Source organism: Thalassospira lucentensis, from assembly GCF_001613805.1.
Lineage (GTDB): Bacteria > Pseudomonadota > Alphaproteobacteria > Rhodospirillales > Thalassospiraceae > Thalassospira > Thalassospira lucentensis_A.
Genome location: NZ_LPVY01000008.1, coordinates 203,301 through 219,752 on the forward strand (window position 1 = coordinate 203,301; position 16,452 = coordinate 219,752).

General features: G+C 56.6%; 17 protein-coding genes and 1 riboswitch. Of the genes, 7 read left to right on the forward strand and 10 right to left on the reverse strand.

Annotated elements, in window-relative coordinates; all coding sequences use genetic code 11:
• Positions 1-65: 65 nt before the first annotated feature.
• A complete protein-coding gene (locus tag AUP42_RS09405; RefSeq protein ID WP_062951221.1) occupies positions 66-1,064 on the reverse strand; it encodes a tRNA dihydrouridine synthase in 999 nt (332 codons plus the stop codon).
• Between the two features lie 232 nt (positions 1,065-1,296).
• On the opposite strand from AUP42_RS09405, the gene AUP42_RS21375 reads away from it, so the two are divergent.
• Together AUP42_RS21375 and AUP42_RS21380 are read left to right on the forward strand one after the other, a co-directional pair.
• Positions 1,297-1,452, forward strand: a complete 156-nt coding sequence (locus AUP42_RS21375; protein ID WP_156484586.1) for a hypothetical protein — start codon at positions 1,297-1,299, stop codon at positions 1,450-1,452.
• Positions 1,453-1,750: 298 nt separating this feature from the next.
• Complete coding sequence (locus tag AUP42_RS21380; protein ID WP_156484587.1) at positions 1,751-1,906, forward strand: hypothetical protein; 156 nt, start codon at positions 1,751-1,753, stop codon at positions 1,904-1,906.
• Positions 1,907-1,956: 50 nt separating this feature from the next.
• On the opposite strand, the gene meaB is transcribed toward AUP42_RS21380, so the two are convergent.
• Genes meaB through AUP42_RS09420 form a run of 3 tightly spaced genes read right to left on the reverse strand, consistent with a single transcriptional unit; the run spans position 1,957 to position 7,281 of the window.
• The gene (meaB, locus tag AUP42_RS09410; RefSeq protein WP_156484588.1) at positions 1,957-3,042 is read right to left on the reverse strand and encodes a methylmalonyl Co-A mutase-associated GTPase MeaB; all 1,086 of its coding nucleotides are present in this window, start codon (positions 3,040-3,042) and stop codon (positions 1,957-1,959) included.
• 16 nt (positions 3,043-3,058) lie between these two features.
• On the reverse strand, positions 3,059-5,215 hold the full coding sequence (scpA, locus tag AUP42_RS09415; RefSeq protein WP_062951222.1) for a methylmalonyl-CoA mutase: 2,157 nt from the start codon (positions 5,213-5,215) through the stop codon (positions 3,059-3,061).
• 2 nt (positions 5,216-5,217) lie between these two features.
• Entirely contained in the window at positions 5,218-7,281 is a 2,064-nt protein-coding gene (locus AUP42_RS09420; RefSeq protein WP_062951224.1) for a methylmalonyl-CoA mutase family protein, read from the reverse strand.
• A gap of 112 nt (positions 7,282-7,393) precedes the next feature.
• Positions 7,394-7,492, reverse strand: a riboswitch (cobalamin riboswitch).
• Between the two features lie 313 nt (positions 7,493-7,805).
• Here AUP42_RS09420 and AUP42_RS09425 point away from each other — a divergent pair.
• Entirely contained in the window at positions 7,806-8,228 is a 423-nt protein-coding gene (locus AUP42_RS09425) for a response regulator (protein ID WP_037986992.1), read from the forward strand.
• 125 nt (positions 8,229-8,353) lie between these two features.
• On the opposite strand, the gene phhA is transcribed toward AUP42_RS09425, so the two are convergent.
• Positions 8,354-9,244: a phenylalanine 4-monooxygenase gene (phhA, locus tag AUP42_RS09430; RefSeq protein WP_062951225.1), complete on the reverse strand. Its 891-nt coding sequence runs from the start codon at positions 9,242-9,244 to the stop codon at positions 8,354-8,356.
• 142 nt (positions 9,245-9,386) lie between these two features.
• On the opposite strand from phhA, the gene AUP42_RS09435 reads away from it, so the two are divergent.
• Positions 9,387-9,866, forward strand: a complete 480-nt coding sequence (locus AUP42_RS09435; RefSeq protein WP_062951226.1) for an Lrp/AsnC family transcriptional regulator — start codon at positions 9,387-9,389, stop codon at positions 9,864-9,866.
• 42 nt (positions 9,867-9,908) lie between these two features.
• Here the strand turns inward: AUP42_RS09435 and AUP42_RS09440 are convergent, their stop codons facing one another.
• Positions 9,909-10,562, reverse strand: a complete 654-nt coding sequence (locus AUP42_RS09440; protein ID WP_062951227.1) for an NADPH-dependent F420 reductase — start codon at positions 10,560-10,562, stop codon at positions 9,909-9,911.
• Positions 10,563-10,657: 95 nt separating this feature from the next.
• On the reverse strand, positions 10,658-11,416 hold the full coding sequence (locus AUP42_RS09445; protein WP_062951228.1) for an SDR family NAD(P)-dependent oxidoreductase: 759 nt from the start codon (positions 11,414-11,416) through the stop codon (positions 10,658-10,660).
• Between the two features lie 151 nt (positions 11,417-11,567).
• Between AUP42_RS09445 and AUP42_RS09450 the strand changes: the two genes are divergently transcribed.
• Entirely contained in the window at positions 11,568-12,155 is a 588-nt protein-coding gene (locus AUP42_RS09450; RefSeq protein ID WP_062951230.1) for a TetR/AcrR family transcriptional regulator, read from the forward strand.
• Between the two features lie 48 nt (positions 12,156-12,203).
• On the opposite strand, the gene AUP42_RS09455 is transcribed toward AUP42_RS09450, so the two are convergent.
• Positions 12,204-13,034: a hypothetical protein gene (locus tag AUP42_RS09455; RefSeq protein ID WP_156484589.1), complete on the reverse strand. Its 831-nt coding sequence runs from the start codon at positions 13,032-13,034 to the stop codon at positions 12,204-12,206.
• 194 nt (positions 13,035-13,228) lie between these two features.
• Between AUP42_RS09455 and AUP42_RS09460 the strand changes: the two genes are divergently transcribed.
• Entirely contained in the window at positions 13,229-14,251 is a 1,023-nt protein-coding gene (locus AUP42_RS09460) for an asparaginase (RefSeq protein ID WP_062951234.1), read from the forward strand.
• Positions 14,252-14,263: 12 nt separating this feature from the next.
• Positions 14,264-14,584, forward strand: a complete 321-nt coding sequence (locus tag AUP42_RS09465) for a YnfA family protein (RefSeq protein WP_062951236.1) — start codon at positions 14,264-14,266, stop codon at positions 14,582-14,584.
• A gap of 89 nt (positions 14,585-14,673) precedes the next feature.
• Here AUP42_RS09465 and AUP42_RS09470 read toward each other — a convergent pair whose 3' ends face one another.
• Positions 14,674-15,321, reverse strand: a complete 648-nt coding sequence (locus tag AUP42_RS09470) for a ThuA domain-containing protein (RefSeq protein WP_062951238.1) — start codon at positions 15,319-15,321, stop codon at positions 14,674-14,676.
• Between the two features lie 11 nt (positions 15,322-15,332).
• A complete protein-coding gene (locus AUP42_RS09475; protein WP_062951240.1) occupies positions 15,333-16,442 on the reverse strand; it encodes a Gfo/Idh/MocA family protein in 1,110 nt (369 codons plus the stop codon).
• Between the last annotated feature and the right edge of the window lie 10 nt (positions 16,443-16,452).

The following is a 16,452-nucleotide window of genomic DNA, read 5'->3' on the forward strand; positions in this document are numbered from 1 at the left end:
TGACCGGAAAATGACAAAGGCAGCCAAACAGGCTGCCTTTTCTTTTATTGTTCCATATTTTCCGGCTATTCGGCGGCAATTGGAACATTTGTCCGCTGATTTTCCGGATTGTCGCGATCCATGGTCAGTTTGGCGCGAAGCTCGTGAATGTCGCGAATGCGCTTGATCTCGTCAAAGCAATCGGCAGCCTGTTCATGACCCTTGCGGATCATCGCCACCCATTGCTTGATACGCCCTGCCTGATGATTTTCGGTGGTGTCATCGGCATCCATCAGATCGATATAGGTCAAAAGCATGCCAAGGACATCGGACCAGCTTTGCTTTTCAAGATTCTGACCGGCTTCAGACGCCCTGATGCGATTGGCGATATCAGGGGCGGCAATGGCGCCGCGGCCCAGCATGAAGGACGTGCAACCGGAAATATCCCGGCATTTCGCGTAATCCTCGACCGTCCAAATTTCGCCGTTGGCGGTCATCGGGATTGAAATGGCGTCGCGGATGCGCGCCAGATATTCCCAATGTGCGGGCGGTTTATATCCTTCAAGCTTGGTGCGTGCATGCACTGTCAGGTGCTGGGCACCGGCGGCCTCGACCGCGCGCGAATTGTCCAGAAACAGTTCCTTGTCGGCATAACCCAGACGGATTTTTGCGCTGACCGGGATATGGTCGGGAACCGCACGGCGAACGGCCGAAACAATGTTGAACAGGTTGTCGGGGCATTTCAAAAGCGATGCACCGGCTTCGCGTTTATTCACCGTTTTGGACGGGCAGCCGAAATTGATATCGATCCCCGGCGCGCCAAGGGACGCGGCAAAGGCGGCATTTTCCCCCATCAGTTCGGGATCATGCCCCATCAACTGCACCAGAACCGGCGTGCCCGATGCGGTTTTGCCACCCTGAAGCAGTTCGGGGCAATAACGGTAAAACACGTGGGCCGGAAACAGGTTTTGCGACACACGGATAAATTCGGTCACGCACAGGTCAAACCCGCCCGTCGCACTCAGCAATTGCCGAACGCGCCAGTCGACCAGTCCTTCCATTGGTGCAAGCACCAGATGCGTCATTTGCGAATTATCCCGTTAAATGAAATTGAGTGCGCGGCTTTTAACACAAACCGCAACATCATGCCGGTCAAAAATCACAGATCAGGTTTGCCCTGCCAACAGCAGGATCGGCGAATTAAGGCCAATTTGGCTTATTTCCGACAATGTTTCAGCGAATTTCCCGCCCACCTTCAAAAGGTCAATCACAATAAAACGACCCGGCCTTTGATGGTTCGGGCAGGAGAGTGTGGAAATGCTGTATATTATCGAAAGTGCGCTGGACGAAGTCGAAGCCGTATCGCGCGATGCCCGTGAAAAACTGTCACGTCTTGAAACCGTGATGAAATCAACCGCGCAAAATCTGAAAATCCTCAAAGACAAACTCGAACAGCCTGCCACCAACGGCTAGTTTCCGGTCTGCTTTTTCAACAAATAGCGTCTTGATCCCTGTTTCTTTACCCCTGTTTTGGGTAGAATAACCTGCGGGTCCGGCAGACGATCCGGGCGGCTCATTGGTGCGCACTAAAACGGGTGCGCTACCAATAAGCCGTTGATCCGGCTTGACCAGACTGTTGATCAGGATCATGGGGGCCAACGGTAAACCGGGCTATGACGGCAGCGATTACGACAGGCCGGATTACGGTCTGCTTGAGACAAAGAAATTTTGAGCTGTCATATAACCGGCAGCCAATAATGGAGGACAGAATTTGCTTTATATCATCGAAAAAGCTTTGAACGAGATTGAAGCCATGCCGCGTGACAAGCGTGAAGACCTTGCGCATCTTGATACTGAAATCAATGAAGCCGTCGAAAAGCTTAAGGTTCTCAAGGCAAAACTCGAAGCGGCTGGCGAAAAGAAATAAGACCCGCTGCGATGGGCTATCCAATCAAAGGTCGCACTTCTGTGCGGCCTTTATTTTTGTGGGGACTTGATCAATTCCAGCATTTCCTCGACCGCGGCGGTCGGGTTGGTTGATCCGGCCAGCACGTCGGCTTCAAGGGCTTTGAGACGACCGGCAACATCTTGGCGGGCGGTAAAGGTTTCAAGCAACCGGTCGCGCAACATGGTCCACATCCAGTCACGTTGCTGACGCGCCCGTTTGGCGGCAAATTCGCCTTCATTTTCCATGATGGTGCGGTGCTGGTTGATCAGATCCCAGACCTTATCAAGCCCGTCATTGATCAGGGCCGAAACCATGATCGATTGCGGGCGCCAATGATGGCTGCTGGGTTGCAGGATGCGAAGGGCGGATGAATATTCGCGTTTGGCTTCGCGCGCCTTGGCCGGGTCGGCATCGGCCTTGTTGACCGCGATCAGATCGGCGATTTCAAGAACGCCTTTCTTGATCCCCTGCAATTCGTCCCCGGCACCGGGCAGCATCAGAACCAGAAAGAAATCGGTCATCTGGGCGACCATGGTTTCGCTTTGACCAGCCCCGACAGTTTCGACCAGCACCACGTCAAAACCGGCTGCCTCGCACAGCAAAATCGTTTCGCGGGTCATGCGATTGACCCCGCCGAGATAGCCGCTGCTAGGTGATGGGCGGATATAGGCATTGGGATCGATGGAAAGTTCGTTCATCCGGGTCTTGTCACCCAGGATCGATCCACCTGACCGTGCACTTGTCGGGTCAACCGCCAGCACGGCGACCTTTTTGCCCGCCTTGGTCAGGTTTTTGCCAAAGGCCTCGATAAAGGTGGATTTTCCGACACCGGGTACGCCGGTAATGCCGATCCGCTGTGACCCGCCGGTATGGGGCATCAGGCGCGAAAGAACATCCTGCGCCTGATCAAAATGTCTGGGATTACGGCTTTCGACCAGTGTGATCGCGCGTGACAGAATGGTGCGATCACCGGCCAGAATGCCATCGACAATCTCGTCGGTTGAAAGAACCCGCCTGCGCACCGTTTTGCGGGGCTGGCCCTTGGGGCCGCCCGATATGGTGCGCAGCGTTTCCGGCGCATTTTGGGGTGCACTCTTTGGCGCAGTTTCTGTCACGATCTCGCCTTCACAATCAGGCTGCTTCCTCGGACGTTGATTCCTTCAGCTTTTCTAACAGGTCACAGGCCGCTTCGGCAATCACGGTTCCGGGTGGGAAGATCGCCTCGGCCCCGGCTTCGTAAAGTTTGTCAAAATCCTGCGGCGGGATAACGCCGCCCGCAACGATCATGATGTCTTCGCGGCCAAGCTTGTCCAGTTCTGCACGAAGCTGCGGCACGAGTGTCAGGTGACCGGCCGCAAGCGAACTGGCACCGACGATATGCACATCGTTTTCAACCGCCTGTCGGGCGGCTTCTTCGGGTGTTTGGAACAGCGGGCCGATATCGACGTCAAAGCCAAGATCGGCAAAGGCCGTCGCAATGACTTTCTGGCCGCGGTCATGCCCGTCCTGCCCCATCTTGGCAATCAGGATGCGCGGGCGGCGCCCTTCGGATTGTTCGAACTCGTTTACCAGCCTGTCGACCTTGTCCAGTGCTTCGTTACCAGCACCGACTTCGGTTTTATAGACCCCCGAAATCGACCGGATCACCGCCTGATGACGGCCATAAACTTTTTCAAGTGCGTCGGAAATCTCGCCCACCGTGCATTTTGATCGGGCGGCCTGCACGGCAAGTTCAAGCAGATTGCCGCTGCCCTGATCGGCGGCATTGGTCAGGGCGGTAAGGGCGCTTTCAACATCCGCATTGTTGCGTTCGGCACGCAGACGTTCCAGCTTGGCGATCTGTTGACGGCGGACCTCGGCATTGTCGACCTGCAAAACATCGACCGGGCGATCATCCGTCGCACGGTATTTGTTCACGCCCACCAGTGTTTGACGGCCGCTATCGATGCGGGCCTGTGTGCGCGCAGCCGCTTCTTCGATGCGCATTTTGGGAATGCCGGCCTCAATCGCCTTGGCCATGCCGCCCTGTTCTTCGACCTCAAGGATATGGGCCCATGCCTTTTCCGCCAGATCACGGGTCAGGCGTTCGACATAATAGGACCCGCCCCACGGATCGATGACCTTGGTCGTACCGCTTTCCTGTTGCAGGAAAAGTTGCGTGTTACGCGCAATGCGCGCCGAAAAATCGGTCGGCAGGGCCAAGGCCTCGTCAAGGGCGTTGGTGTGAAGCGACTGGGTGTGGCCCTGTGTTGATGCCATCGCCTCGACACAGGTGCGGATGACGTTGTTAAACACATCCTGGGCGGTTAATGACCAGCCCGATGTCTGGCTGTGTGTCCGCAATGACAGCGATTTGGGGCTCTGCGGATCGAACTGTTTGATCAGCTTGGCCCAGATCATGCGGGCGGCGCGCATTTTGGCGATTTCCATAAAGAAATTCATGCCAATCGCCCAGAAGAACGACAGACGCGGCGCGAATTTATCAATCGGAAGACCCGCAGCCTGCCCGGCACGGGCATATTCAATGCCATCGGCCAGGGTATAGGCCAGTTCAAGGTCCGCCGTCGCCCCGGCTTCCTGCATGTGATAGCCGGAAATCGAGATCGAATTGAATTTCGGCATGTTTTGCGAGGTAAAGGCAAAGATGTCCGAAATGATCCGCATCGAGGGTTTCGGCGGATAGATATAGGTATTGCGGACCATGAATTCCTTCAGAATGTCATTCTGAATGGTCCCCGAAAGCTGTTCATGCTTCACACCCTGTTCTTCGGCAGCCGCGATATAAAGCGCCATCACCGGCAGAACCGCGCCATTCATGGTCATGGATACCGACATCTGATCAAGCGGGATGCCATCAAAAAGGGTCCGCATGTCATAGATGCTGTCAATCGCCACACCGGCCATGCCGACATCGCCGGTCACACGCGGATGGTCGCTGTCATAACCGCGATGGGTGGCAAGGTCGAAGGCAATCGACAGGCCCTTTTGGCCCGCCGCCAAGTTGCGGCGATAAAACGCGTTGGATTCTTCGGCGGTCGAAAAACCGGCATATTGCCGGATGGTCCAGGGTTGCTGGACATACATGGTCGGATAGGGGCCGCGCAGGAAGGGCGGCATGCCCGGCATGGTGTTGAGATGATCAAGCCCGGCCAGATCGTCCGCGCCAAAGACGGCTTTGACATCGATGCCTTCGGGGGTGGTCCAGGGGGCGGTGTTTACCGGGCTGGTCGGGCCGGAAGTAGCACGATCAAACAGCGGCAGATCGGAAAAGTCCGGAATCCGGGTCATGGTTATTTTACCCCCAGATGTGAAAGGGCCGTCTCGCAGATCGCAAGAACATCCGCCCCGATAAATATGAAATCATCGATCCCAGCCGCCTCGTAATCGGCCCTGGCATCGCCGGGATGCCCGGCAAGGTAAATGCGGGTTGCCCCGGCCTGTTTAAGGCTTTGGGCAATATCGGCGGCCATGTCGGCATATTGCGGGTCCGATCCGCAAATCACCGCGATCTTTGCACCACTTTCGCCAAATGCCTTGGCGGCTTCGCGGGCATCGGCAAAGCCGTTATTGGTGATCGCCTCGATCCCGCCAGCTTCGAAAAAGTTTCGGGCAAACATGGCGCGCGCGGTGTGCTTGGCAACCGGGCCCAGATTGGCCAGAAAGATTTGCGGAAATTTGCCGGTTGATGCCTTGTGGTCATCGGCACGATCCCGCAGGGTTTCGAAACTTTCCGAAAGACGATGCGTTGGCAGCGGACCGATGGTTGTGCCTGCTGCCTTGCCATAAAGGGCTTCATACATCTGTGCGATGTTCGCCCCCGATTTGGCGGCCGTGATCAGACCCTCAAGGTTGCTTCCGATTGCACCCTTGAACCGGGTCTGGCGGGCTTTGGACTCTTTGCGGATCGTCGCCAGATCCGGCGTATCGCAGGTGACTTTGGCCTCGGTGATATTGGGGAATTCCGACACCCCGGTCAGCGGATCGCGCCGGGTGGCAACGCGGCTTTCGCGGGCCTGCCAGATTTCCGCAATCTCTTTTTGCAGGGACCCGTCGGCAAGGGCCTTGATGATGCCGCCCCTGGCTTCAAGTGACTGGAACCGGCCCCAGGCATTGGATGCCAGTTCGCGGGTCAGGTTTTCGATAAACCATGACCCGCCTGCCGGGTCGATCACACGGTGAACGTTGCTTTCTTCCTGCAGGATCAGTTGGGTATTGCGCGCAATGCGGCGCGCAAAGCCATCGGGCAGGCCGATCAGATGATCATAGGGCAGGCAGATAACGCTATCAGCCCCACCCAGACCGGCGCTCAAGCTGGTGACGGTGGTGCGCAGCATATTGACCCACGGATCAACCTTCGACAGGGCCATTTCGGCCGATACCGCATTGATCGTGATGGTGGCGTCATCCACACCCGATGCCGAAAGAACGCGGCTCCACATCAGGCGAAGCGCGCGCAGCTTGGCAATCCCGGCAAAGAAATCGGTGCCGACCGCAACATTAAACGCAATCGCACCCGCGGCCTGATCAATCACCATGCCGGTATCGGTCAGGGCACGCAGATAGGTGACACCACCTGCCAGCAGGCAGGCAAGTTCCTGCCCGTCGGTCGCGCCGGCATTACAGAACGGCGCGCTATTGACCGTGATGGCGGTGGCATGCGGGAAGCGGTCGATCAGATCGGCGGCAATATCGGCGGCCTGTTTGATCGCTTCATCGGCGGAAACCGGAAGGCTGCCTGTTGCGGCCAATGTGCCAATCGGATCGATGTTAAAGGCCGGAGCGGCGTCGCTTGCAAAATCGTCATCCGTGTCGGTGCTGTTTTCCGCATCCTTTTCAAGGCGCGCGGCCAGAATGGCGGCTGCCGGGATGGCGGCGGCACCGGCATCAAGTGCGACGGTGGCAAGGTTGGTATAGACATCGTCTAGTGTGGCATCGAGATCGGCAAGGCAGTGAATGGCGATGCCATCAATGCCCGCGTCGCCGGATGTGACATCCGCGCCCGCGCGTGCGGCGGCATCCAGACGCAACAGAACCGACGTTGCGCCGTTTTCAAGATCGTCGAGAATCGCGGCATTGACCGATTTGGGATCGGGATGGGCATGAAGCTGTCGAATATCCCAGCCGCTGGCGGCGTCTTCGGCATCGACCGTGGCACACAGCACCTGATGGATCAGGCGGGTGGCATCATCCTGATCATCGTTGGTGTAAAGCGGCTGGATGTTGAAGCCGTCAAGCATCCTTGTGACCAGTTTCCTGTCAAAGGATGCACCTTTCAGCCCGGCTTCCGCCAGTTGACGCCAGCTCGCATAATCTGCGGCTGGAAACTCTGAGGCCAGCTTTAACGGGTCTGTCATGCTCTCTCCCGGTCGCGGTCGGATCTTTTCGGATCTGGGCCGATTCTATTTTACAACGGATTCCCTCCTCCCGGTACACCCCGCCCGGTCCGGCAGAAACAGAGCCATCTTTCGGTATCTGGCTTGTGCGCCGCCAAAACGGCGCATTTACAGTTGCGAGGGCAGCTTCGGCCTTGATCACGGGCTTGCGCCGGATCGTACCGAATTCCCGAAAGAATGTTTCCATATCGCATCTGCGACATGGCGGTGTTTATAGCACCCGCCCATAATTACGTAAATAGGCATGGAAATACCTATTTAGGTCAATATTCCGACCATCCATCAGTATTCCGTAACGTTATCATCCTGAAAAATAGTTGTTTTCTGCCAAGGGTGGGATCAGTTGAAGCATAATCATGGCGTGTCGCTGCCATTATACTTTGGCCGGATTGTGATGGTTTCTGGGAAAAAATGCGGGGTTTAACCAATTTGACATTTTCATCTGCCAGATTGGGGCTGTCCCAAATCTCGGAGTATTGCCATCCATGAATGCGCTCAGCGCCGTGCCGCCCCGACCGATACATGACGGTCTGGTTGCGTTTGCCGACGACAGCCCCAGCGCCAAAGCGGCCCTTGAAACCGTTTTGCGCCGTGCCGGGTATGACGTGGCAGGGTTTGACTGTGCCGACGATCTGATCGACCAGCTGGACGGTCTTTATCCGCGCGCGATTATTCTGGATCTTGAAATGCCCGGCATGAGCGGGTTTGAAGCCTTTTGCGAGATTCGCCGCCGCTTCCCGAACGCGGTCGAGGTGCCGGTTCTGTTCTTCTCGGCCCATTATGATGCCGATACGCGGGCCCAGGCTGATGCCCTTGGCGCGGCTGACTTTATCAGCAAGGATGCAAGCCCGATGGTGGTGATCGAGCAGCTTAACCGGGCGCTCGATAAATCCATGAGCCATTGCTGAGTTATTTTTGGCAATCGCCTGCATTTTTCATTTTTAGTGAATAATCAAAAAATCGGGTCTTTTGGCAAAAAATGCCGTCCGACCCGATTTTTCGTATTGCTCATATCATAATATCAAACGCCTTCTCAGGCGTGCCGAAGCTGTGCCGGGTCACCCGATGGCATGGCAATCGTGTGATCCTCGTCCCCGTGGACATGATAAAGCCGATCACTGGCAAGCGTGGTCGACGGATCGATGGTCGGACGCTGGGCGAGGCGGTCATAGATGGCCGCAAAATCGGTATCCATCGCATCGAAAAGCTGCTGATAGTCGGTCAGCACGAAATAGGTTTTCTGGAAATCGTCAATCGCATAGTCGGTTGCCATCACCCGTTCGAGGTCAAATGCCACCCGGTTGGGGGTTGGATCAGACACGGAATAGATGGTTTCCGTTTGCGATGACAGCATGCCCGCGCCATAGGCGCGCAATCCATGGTCGGTCATGATCAGGCCAAACTCGACCATGTACCAATACATCCGTGCAAGTTTCTTGAGCCCGCCTTTGGCAATCGCCTCGGGCCCCTTGGCACCATAGGCCGCCAGATAATCGGCAAAGACCGGATCATAAAGCATCGGCACATGACCAAAGAAGTCATGGAAGATGTCGGGTTCGACCAGATAGTCGATTTCCTCGGGCTTGCGCAGCCAGACGGTTACCGGAAAACGCCGGTTGGCAAGATGATCGAAAAACACATCATCGGGCACCAGCCCCGGCACCGAGACAAGGTGCCAGCCGGTGGCAGCATGGAGCTTTTCACTGACCCGGCCGAAATGCGGAATGCCATCGGCAGCATCAAGTTTTTCAAGATTACGGATGTAATCGGGGGCGGCATAGCCCGGCAGGATCGCCTTCTGGCGGGCGTAAAGTTTGCGCCAGAGGTCGTGTTCTGCCCCGGAATAGGATGCCCAGTCCTGGGCCACGGTGTAGTCATCATTGATGTGGCTGTAATCGCCGCGCAGATTTTTGTTCTGGTCCATGACGGTCCTCGTTTGCTCCCTGATGAGACTTTCTGCATGGGCCATTTTACATCAATTCAAATGTCATTTTCGCGCGATGTCGCGGTAAAAATGCGTTATGGTTGATCAGATGTGACCGTATAAGCCAGTTTTGGGGCGAAAAATGACCGATCTGCTGCTAAGCCCGACCGACATCAAAATCCTGCAAATCCTTCAGCGCGACGCATCGATCAGCAATGTGCAACTGGCCGAAAAGGTTGGCATGTCGCCTTCGCCCTGCCTGCGCCGGGTCAAGCAGCTTGAGGCATCGGGCATCATCCGACAGTCGGTGGCGTTGCTGGATCGCAAGAAGGCAGGGCTTGGCGTGCTGGCAACCATTCAGGTCCGCCTGCAACGCCACACCGAAGAAGGCGCCGAGGATTTCGCCAAGGCGATGAACGACCTGCCGCAGATCATGTCCTGCTGGGCGATGACCGGGCGGCAGGATTTCCTTCTGGTGGCGCTGGCGCGCGATATTGAAAGTTTTGGGGATTTCGTGACGCACAAGCTGTTATCCATGCCCAATGTGCGTGATGTGCAGTCAAGCCTTGTGCTTAAGGAATACAAGAACCAGACGGCCATTCCGATATTGGCGTCGGTTTAAGGGCGCAAGTAGCTAGGCGGATTTCCTTGCGTTGCGGCGGGTTTATTGCGGCGTAATGCGTTTTGCCCGGGCAAGGTTGGCGATCAGTTCGTCGCGGGTCTGATAATCACTGTTTTTCCATGCCGGTTGACCGGGGGCGGTGCGCCATGATTCGCAAAGCGGGCTGTTATTAACGGTATCGAAGCCGAACTGATCATAAAGCCGGGTGACGATTTCAACGGCTTCGGGATAGTTGCTTGAAGCCGACAGGCCAATTCTGTCAGGCGCCCCGGCCGGTCTGGCAAAGGATAGAATCCGGGGGGCCTGAATATGGGTAAAAGCCTTGACCACCTTCGAGGTGGGCAGATGTTCCTGCCGAAGTTCATGAACGGTTTTTTCACCCCGATCAACGACCGGGAAGTTGCCGTCACGCCAGATCATGTAATTGTTCGTGTCGATCACGACCTTCCCGGCAAGTTCGTTAACCGGCATGTCATTGACGGGTTTCAGTGGCACGGCAATGACAACGAAATCCCCGGCCCTGGCCGCATCGGCGGCGGTTGCCGCACGTGCCGAGGGGCCGAGTTCCGCCACGAGATCGTTTAATGTTTGCGGGCCACGTGAATTGGCAATCACGACGTCATAGCCGTTTGCAATGGCGGCGCGTGCGATATGGCTGCCGACTTCGCCAGCGCCAATGATACCGATGGTTGTCATGGAGATTTACCTTTGGATTTGACTTGAAAGGTGATGCGGGCAGGCGATGGATAGCGGCTGCTGGGGGGCATTTGCCCGCCCGCATCGGGTGATCGTCAGGTTCCGATGCCACCCGCGACATTGATGGTTTCGCCGGTGATGTAACCGGCATGCGGTCCGGCAAAGAAGGCGATGGTTTCGGCGACTTCGTCGAGTGTCGCGATCCGGCGGATCGGATGCATGTCAAGAAGCGCATCGGGCACGCTGTCGCCAAGGACTTCGGTGGCCATGTCCGTTGGCATGACGCCGGGCTGAATGACATTGACCGTGATGTTGCGACCGCCAAGATCACGGGCAACGCCCTTGGCATAGCCGACAAGGGCGGCTTTGGTCCCGGCATAGTCGGCGGCACCGGCGAAGGGAACGTAGCTGCCAAGCAGGGAGCCGATAAAGATGATCCGGCCACCGTCAGAAAGTTTGGGTGCAGCCGCACGGGTATTGGCGATCGTGCCCATGACATTGACCTGCCATTGGCTATTATATCTTTCGCCATCAAGTTCGGGATCATCCACCAACTGCCCCTGAATGGCGATTCCGGCGTTATTCACAAGAATGTCGAGCCTGCCGAATTCGGCAATCACCGCATCGATCAATGGTTTGGCAGAGGCCAGATCCGACTGATCGCTTTTGATTGCAATCGCACGAACACCTTTGGATTTGAGTTTTTCGACGACGGCATGTGCCTTGTCGGCAGAAGAGGCGTAGCTGATGGCGACGTTTGCGCCAAGATCGGCAAGCTTTTCGGCAGTGACAGCCCCAAGGCCACGCGACCCGCCCGTGATGAGGGCGACTTTGCCGCTAAGAGTTGCGGTCATGATTAATCCTTTCTGTGTGATCCGTGCTGGTCGGCCAAGATGGCGGCAGCACATTTCATAATGATTGTTACTGTAACGATCATTATGAAAACTGGACATGCACTGTCAAGTGGTTTAGTAACGGTCATTATGAAAAGGCAGGATTAGACTGATGGGACGTCATCGCGAATTTGATGTGGAAAAGGCACTCGACGCGGCACTTTGTGTTTTCTGGCGCAAGGGTTACGAAGGCGCGTCCTATGCCGATCTGACAGAAGCAACCGGTGTCGAACGACCCGCCCTTTATTCCGCGTTTGGCAACAAGGAAGCCCTGTTTCGCAAGGCGCTGGATCGTTATTACGCGCATTATCTTGATTATATTCCGGTGGCACTCGACCTGCCGACGGCCCGCGAAGTTGCAGCACATATCCTGTATCAGGCGGCTGATCTGAACACACGGTACCCCGATCATACCGGCTGTCTTGGCATTCACGGGGTTCTGGCCGGATCGGATGATGCGGAACCGGTGCGACAGGCATTGATTGATGCCCGTGCGGCGGGCGAGGCGCAGCTTCGCCAGCGGTTTGAAAGAGCAAAGGCCGAGGGCGATTTACCCGAAACAGCCGACCCCGAAGGGCTTGCGTTATTCGTTCTGGCGATCCTGCATGGCATGGCCGTACAGGCCAAGGCCGGTTTCAGCCGTGAAAGGCTGGAACGCGTTATCGACCAGGCGCTTTCCATCTGGCCGACAGCGTCCTGAAGCGTGATTGCAATTACCGAGAAGTTCCTCGGGACTGGCTGCGCAAAATTACGGCACAATCTTGAAGAATGGATCGCAGCAGGTGCCACCCGGGGTGCATCCATAATTGCCGGTCATGTCCTGCGCAAAATCGGCCTTTTTCCATTGGCGATAATGGGCCGGGGTGAAATAGACGAGGTTGTTTACGTAGTCGTAGACAATCCGGCCATCCGAGTTGGCATAGGCATATTGGTTATCGGCCGGATATTCTTGTTGGGTAAATTCGATATAGCCGGTCAGCGGGACTGCAACACCGCCGACAACAGAGAAACGATGCGCAACGCAATGCCAGCGTTGGCTGTTTGAGATGCCAGCCAGGTTATCAAGTGCATCCATTGTCTGTTGCTGGTTCGGGTTGCCTGCGTAGTTGGGACAAGCGGCGGTATTTAATCCGCCCAAGGCGATACGGGGAAGGTGATCAACGGCGTTGCCATGTGGTGAGCGAACCGCCCCCTGCCAATAGGCAGGCCCCATCGCGAAAGGCCCATTAACGGCAGCGGGATAGAAATTTCCGATCGCCACCTGCGCGACATTGTAGGCGTGCAGTGATTGCGCCATTTGGCGCAGGCCGTTGGTGACAACGGCGCGTGTTGCACTGACCGACGGTACCACGAGCCCGGATAGGGTCTGGGTCGAGACGCCCTGTACGGCCGGGGGCAAGGCACCCCAATTATCGCATTGATTGACCGGGAAATTCTGAGCGTTTCCAACCGGGGAACGCCCGGACCATAGTTGTCCGATGGCATCTTGCGGGTCTGTCCAGTGATCCTGAGCCATAACAGGGGTGGCCAAGGGAAGTGTCAGAACCAATCCGAGGAGTAGGGAATAGAGGCGTTTCATCTTTGGGTCCTTGGTTCGTTGATCATCTTCGAAAGGAAGGAAGCCCAAAGTTGACGTCCCGCTTTGTGGGTTGTGATCGCGCTGCACTGCGTCACGGGTGGTGCTTGCTTTTTTGGGGTGATTTCGGGCATAGGTTTGATCCTGTTTTGAATGCGCCTGGTCTTTGAATGTGCCCAGTCATGGAGAGCCCCAAGATGTCTGCCAATTCTGCCAACCAGATTGCTGCCAATCCGATCCTTGTCGAAGCCACGCGTGGCGGGATGGTCGAGAGTTTTCATCGCGGGCGTTATGTCGTGATGAAGGCCGATGGCACGGTGGTTGCCGAAGGGGGCGATATTGACGCGTTGATGTATCCGCGATCCGCGATCAAGCCGTTGCTGGCGATCCCGCTGCTTGAAAGCGGGGCGGCGGATGCCTTTGGGCTTGAGGACAAACATATCGCGCTGGCCTGTTCGTCGCATAATGGCGAGGAAGAACATGCCAAGGCGGTTGCCGCATGGCTTGAGAAAATCGGGTTGTCGGTTGATACGCTGGCCTGTGCGCCGCATTATTCATTGAGCCTGAACGCGGCGATCAAGCAGGCGTCTGATCATGTGAAGCTTTCAAAGGCGCATAACAATTGTTCGGGCAAGCATTGCGGGTTCCTGACAACCGCACAGCATCTGGGTGATGATCCCGAAGGTTACATTGAAGAAGCTCACCCGGTTCAGCAGCGCCTGATCAGAATTCTGGAAGAAATGGGCGATTGCGATCTGTCGTCCACGCCACGCGGCATTGATGGATGCGGCATTCCGGTGATCGGGATGCGGTTGCGTGACCTTGGCCTTGCCATGGCGCGCATGGCTGATCCAAGCGGATTGGCACCGAAGCGTATCGAGGCGATCAAACGCATCCGCAAGGGATGTGCGGCCGCCCCGTTCATGGTGGCGGGCACCGGGCGTTTTTGCACCGGGATCATGGAAGTCTGTGGCGAAGATGCGTTGGTCAAGGTCGGGGCCGAAGGCGTTTATTGCGCAGCATTCCCCAAACAGGGTCTTGGCGTGGCGCTTAAGATCGATGACGGCACCCAGCGCGGGGCCGAGGTTGCGATGGGCGCGATATTGCGCCAGCATGGCGTGATTGACGATGCCCGTGCCGAGACGCTCAAGCAATATCTGACGCCGGTTCTGACCAACTGGGCGGGCAAATATGCCGGGGATTTGCGCCCGGCATTCTGATTTGGGGGAAAGATGCACAGCATTGCGGCCTATGCCGGTGCAGCAATTGCCGAAATTGCCGGATGCTTTGCATTCTGGGCGTGGCTTCGGCTTGGCAAATCCGCATTTTGGATCGTGCCGGGTATTTTGTCGCTGATTGTGTTCGCGTGGCTTTTGACCAAGGTTGAAAGCGATTTTGCCGGTCGGGCCTATGCGGCCTATGGCGGGATTTATATCGCCGCGTCGCTGGGCTGGTTGTGGCTGGTTGAGGGTAAAATGCCCGACCGATGGGACATGACCGGGGTTGCGGTCTGTCTGATCGGGGCGGGGATTATCCTGTTTGCGCCGCGATAGGCAGGCGATTTTTTGACAGTGTCATCAAATGCAAAGACCACACCCGAAAATCAACGGGTGTGGTCTTTGTCAATGCGTGGTGGCGGGGCTTAGCGTGCCGCCCAAATCAGGCCGCGACGGACAATTTCGTGCATCTGGGGGACTTTGAATTCGTCGGCAACGTGACCAAGGGCCGAGAAAAAGACCCGTGCCTTGCCATAGCGGTGTTTCCAGACCACCGGCATTTTCACCCCGTCAATCCACGCGGCATGTTCGCCGGTGAAGGTGGTTTCGGCCAGCACATCAATCGCCGGGTCGATATGCATGTAATATTGTTCGGAGTGGTAATCGAAATCGCCGATGCCTTCGACAACGGGATCATCGGGTTTGATGATGTTGACGCGGTAATCAATGATATTGCCCGGATGGGCGACCCATTGCCCGCCGACCATGAACTGATAGGCCGGTTCCATACGGAACGTATCACCCATGCCACCATGAAAACCGCCAAGCCCGGTTCCGGCAGCAATGGCGGCAACCAGATTGTCGAGCGCATCCTTTTCAACACTCGTCTGCGTGCAGAGAGGCACAATCAGATCAAACCGATCAAGGTCTTCGCGTGCAAGGCAGTCTGTGCCTTCGACCCGTTCGGTGTTGAAGTTTTCGTTGCGCAGCATGGTGTCGATAACTTTGGCGCAGGCTTCGGGTTCGTGTCCTTCCCATCCGCCGTAGAAGATGAGGGCTGATTTCTGGGGCATGGATTTATCCTTTATGCGTGAATTTGGCCGACGGACAGGTTTGGTGCGAGCCCGTCGGGTCGGTCACAATGGCTTTGGATGGCGATGGTGCGTTGTTCGAGGGGGGCGATCAGAAGGCTTTCCATCACGTCAAGAACATGCAGGGCGAGTTTGCCACTGGCACGGTGCGGACGATTATTGAGAATGGCATCGGCCATATCGGCGATGCCGATCCCGCGATAATTGTCATCGCCATAGCCATGCGTCATTGGCATGTCCTGCCAGTCCTCGCCACGGCGATAGAGTGCGACGGTGCCATCAAAGCGGTTGGGATCGGGCACAAGCAGGGAGCCTTCGCTGCCATAGACTTCAAGCGGGGTGTGGCGGTGTGCCTCGACATCAAAACTGGTGGTGATCTGAACCAGTGCGCCGCTGGTGAATTCCATGACACCGGTAATATGGGTCGGCGTGGTGACGGGAATTTCCTGCCCCTTGCGGGGGCCGGATTCAATGACGCGGGTGGCGCGACTGCTTCGCCCCATGCCCGAAACACGTGATACCGGACCCAGCATATTGACCATCGCGGTGATGTAATAAGGCCCCATATCGAGCAGCGGACCGCCGCCATCGCGGACATAGTAGAAATCCGGGTTGGGATGCCAGCGTTCGTGACCGGGAAGCATCAAGGTCGCGGTCCCGGCAAGGGGAGTGCCGATTTTGCCCTGATCGATCAGGGCGCGTGCGGTCTGGTGACTGCCGCCAAGGAAGGTATCGGGGGCGCAGCCGACCCGCACACCTCTTTGGGCCGCGAGCGAGAGCAGGGCACGGGCATCGGCGACATTTCCGGTTAGCGGTTTTTCGGAATAGACATGTTTGCCGGCATTTACCGCCGCCATGCTGACATCCATGTGGGCGGCCGGGATTGTCAGATTCAGGACGATATCAATGTCATCGCGGGCCAGAAGGGCATCGACGGTCAGGGCATCGACGTTGAATGCCTCGGCGCGGATGCGCGCCGCATTCGGGTTCAGGTCGGCGACGGCCTTGACGTCGATCTGCGGGAAGGTTTGGGCACGTTTAAGGTATATTTCGCTGATTACACCGCATCCGATGATACCAACGCCAAGTGATGATGTTGTCATAACGCGTTTT

Coding starts and splice junctions, on each gene's coding strand:
- AUP42_RS09470 (WP_062951238.1), bottom strand. CDS start 15,321: ATGCCCCAGAAATCAGCCCTCATCTTCTACGGCGGATGGGAAGGACAC.
- AUP42_RS09465 (WP_062951236.1), top strand. CDS start 14,264: ATGCACAGCATTGCGGCCTATGCCGGTGCAGCAATTGCCGAAATTGCC.
- phhA (WP_062951225.1), bottom strand. CDS start 9,244: ATGGACCAGAACAAAAATCTGCGCGGCGATTACAGCCACATCAATGAT.
- AUP42_RS21375 (WP_156484586.1), top strand. CDS start 1,297: ATGCTGTATATTATCGAAAGTGCGCTGGACGAAGTCGAAGCCGTATCG.
- scpA (WP_062951222.1), bottom strand. CDS start 5,215: ATGACCCGGATTCCGGACTTTTCCGATCTGCCGCTGTTTGATCGTGCT.
- AUP42_RS09420 (WP_062951224.1), bottom strand. CDS start 7,281: ATGACAGACCCGTTAAAGCTGGCCTCAGAGTTTCCAGCCGCAGATTAT.
- AUP42_RS09435 (WP_062951226.1), top strand. CDS start 9,387: ATGACCGATCTGCTGCTAAGCCCGACCGACATCAAAATCCTGCAAATC.
- AUP42_RS09450 (WP_062951230.1), top strand. CDS start 11,568: ATGGGACGTCATCGCGAATTTGATGTGGAAAAGGCACTCGACGCGGCA.
- AUP42_RS09445 (WP_062951228.1), bottom strand. CDS start 11,416: ATGACCGCAACTCTTAGCGGCAAAGTCGCCCTCATCACGGGCGGGTCG.
- AUP42_RS09475 (WP_062951240.1), bottom strand. CDS start 16,442: ATGACAACATCATCACTTGGCGTTGGTATCATCGGATGCGGTGTAATC.
- AUP42_RS09440 (WP_062951227.1), bottom strand. CDS start 10,562: ATGACAACCATCGGTATCATTGGCGCTGGCGAAGTCGGCAGCCATATC.
- AUP42_RS09455 (WP_156484589.1), bottom strand. CDS start 13,034: ATGAAACGCCTCTATTCCCTACTCCTCGGATTGGTTCTGACACTTCCC.
- AUP42_RS09425 (WP_037986992.1), top strand. CDS start 7,806: ATGAATGCGCTCAGCGCCGTGCCGCCCCGACCGATACATGACGGTCTG.
- AUP42_RS09405 (WP_062951221.1), bottom strand. CDS start 1,064: ATGACGCATCTGGTGCTTGCACCAATGGAAGGACTGGTCGACTGGCGC.
- AUP42_RS09460 (WP_062951234.1), top strand. CDS start 13,229: ATGTCTGCCAATTCTGCCAACCAGATTGCTGCCAATCCGATCCTTGTC.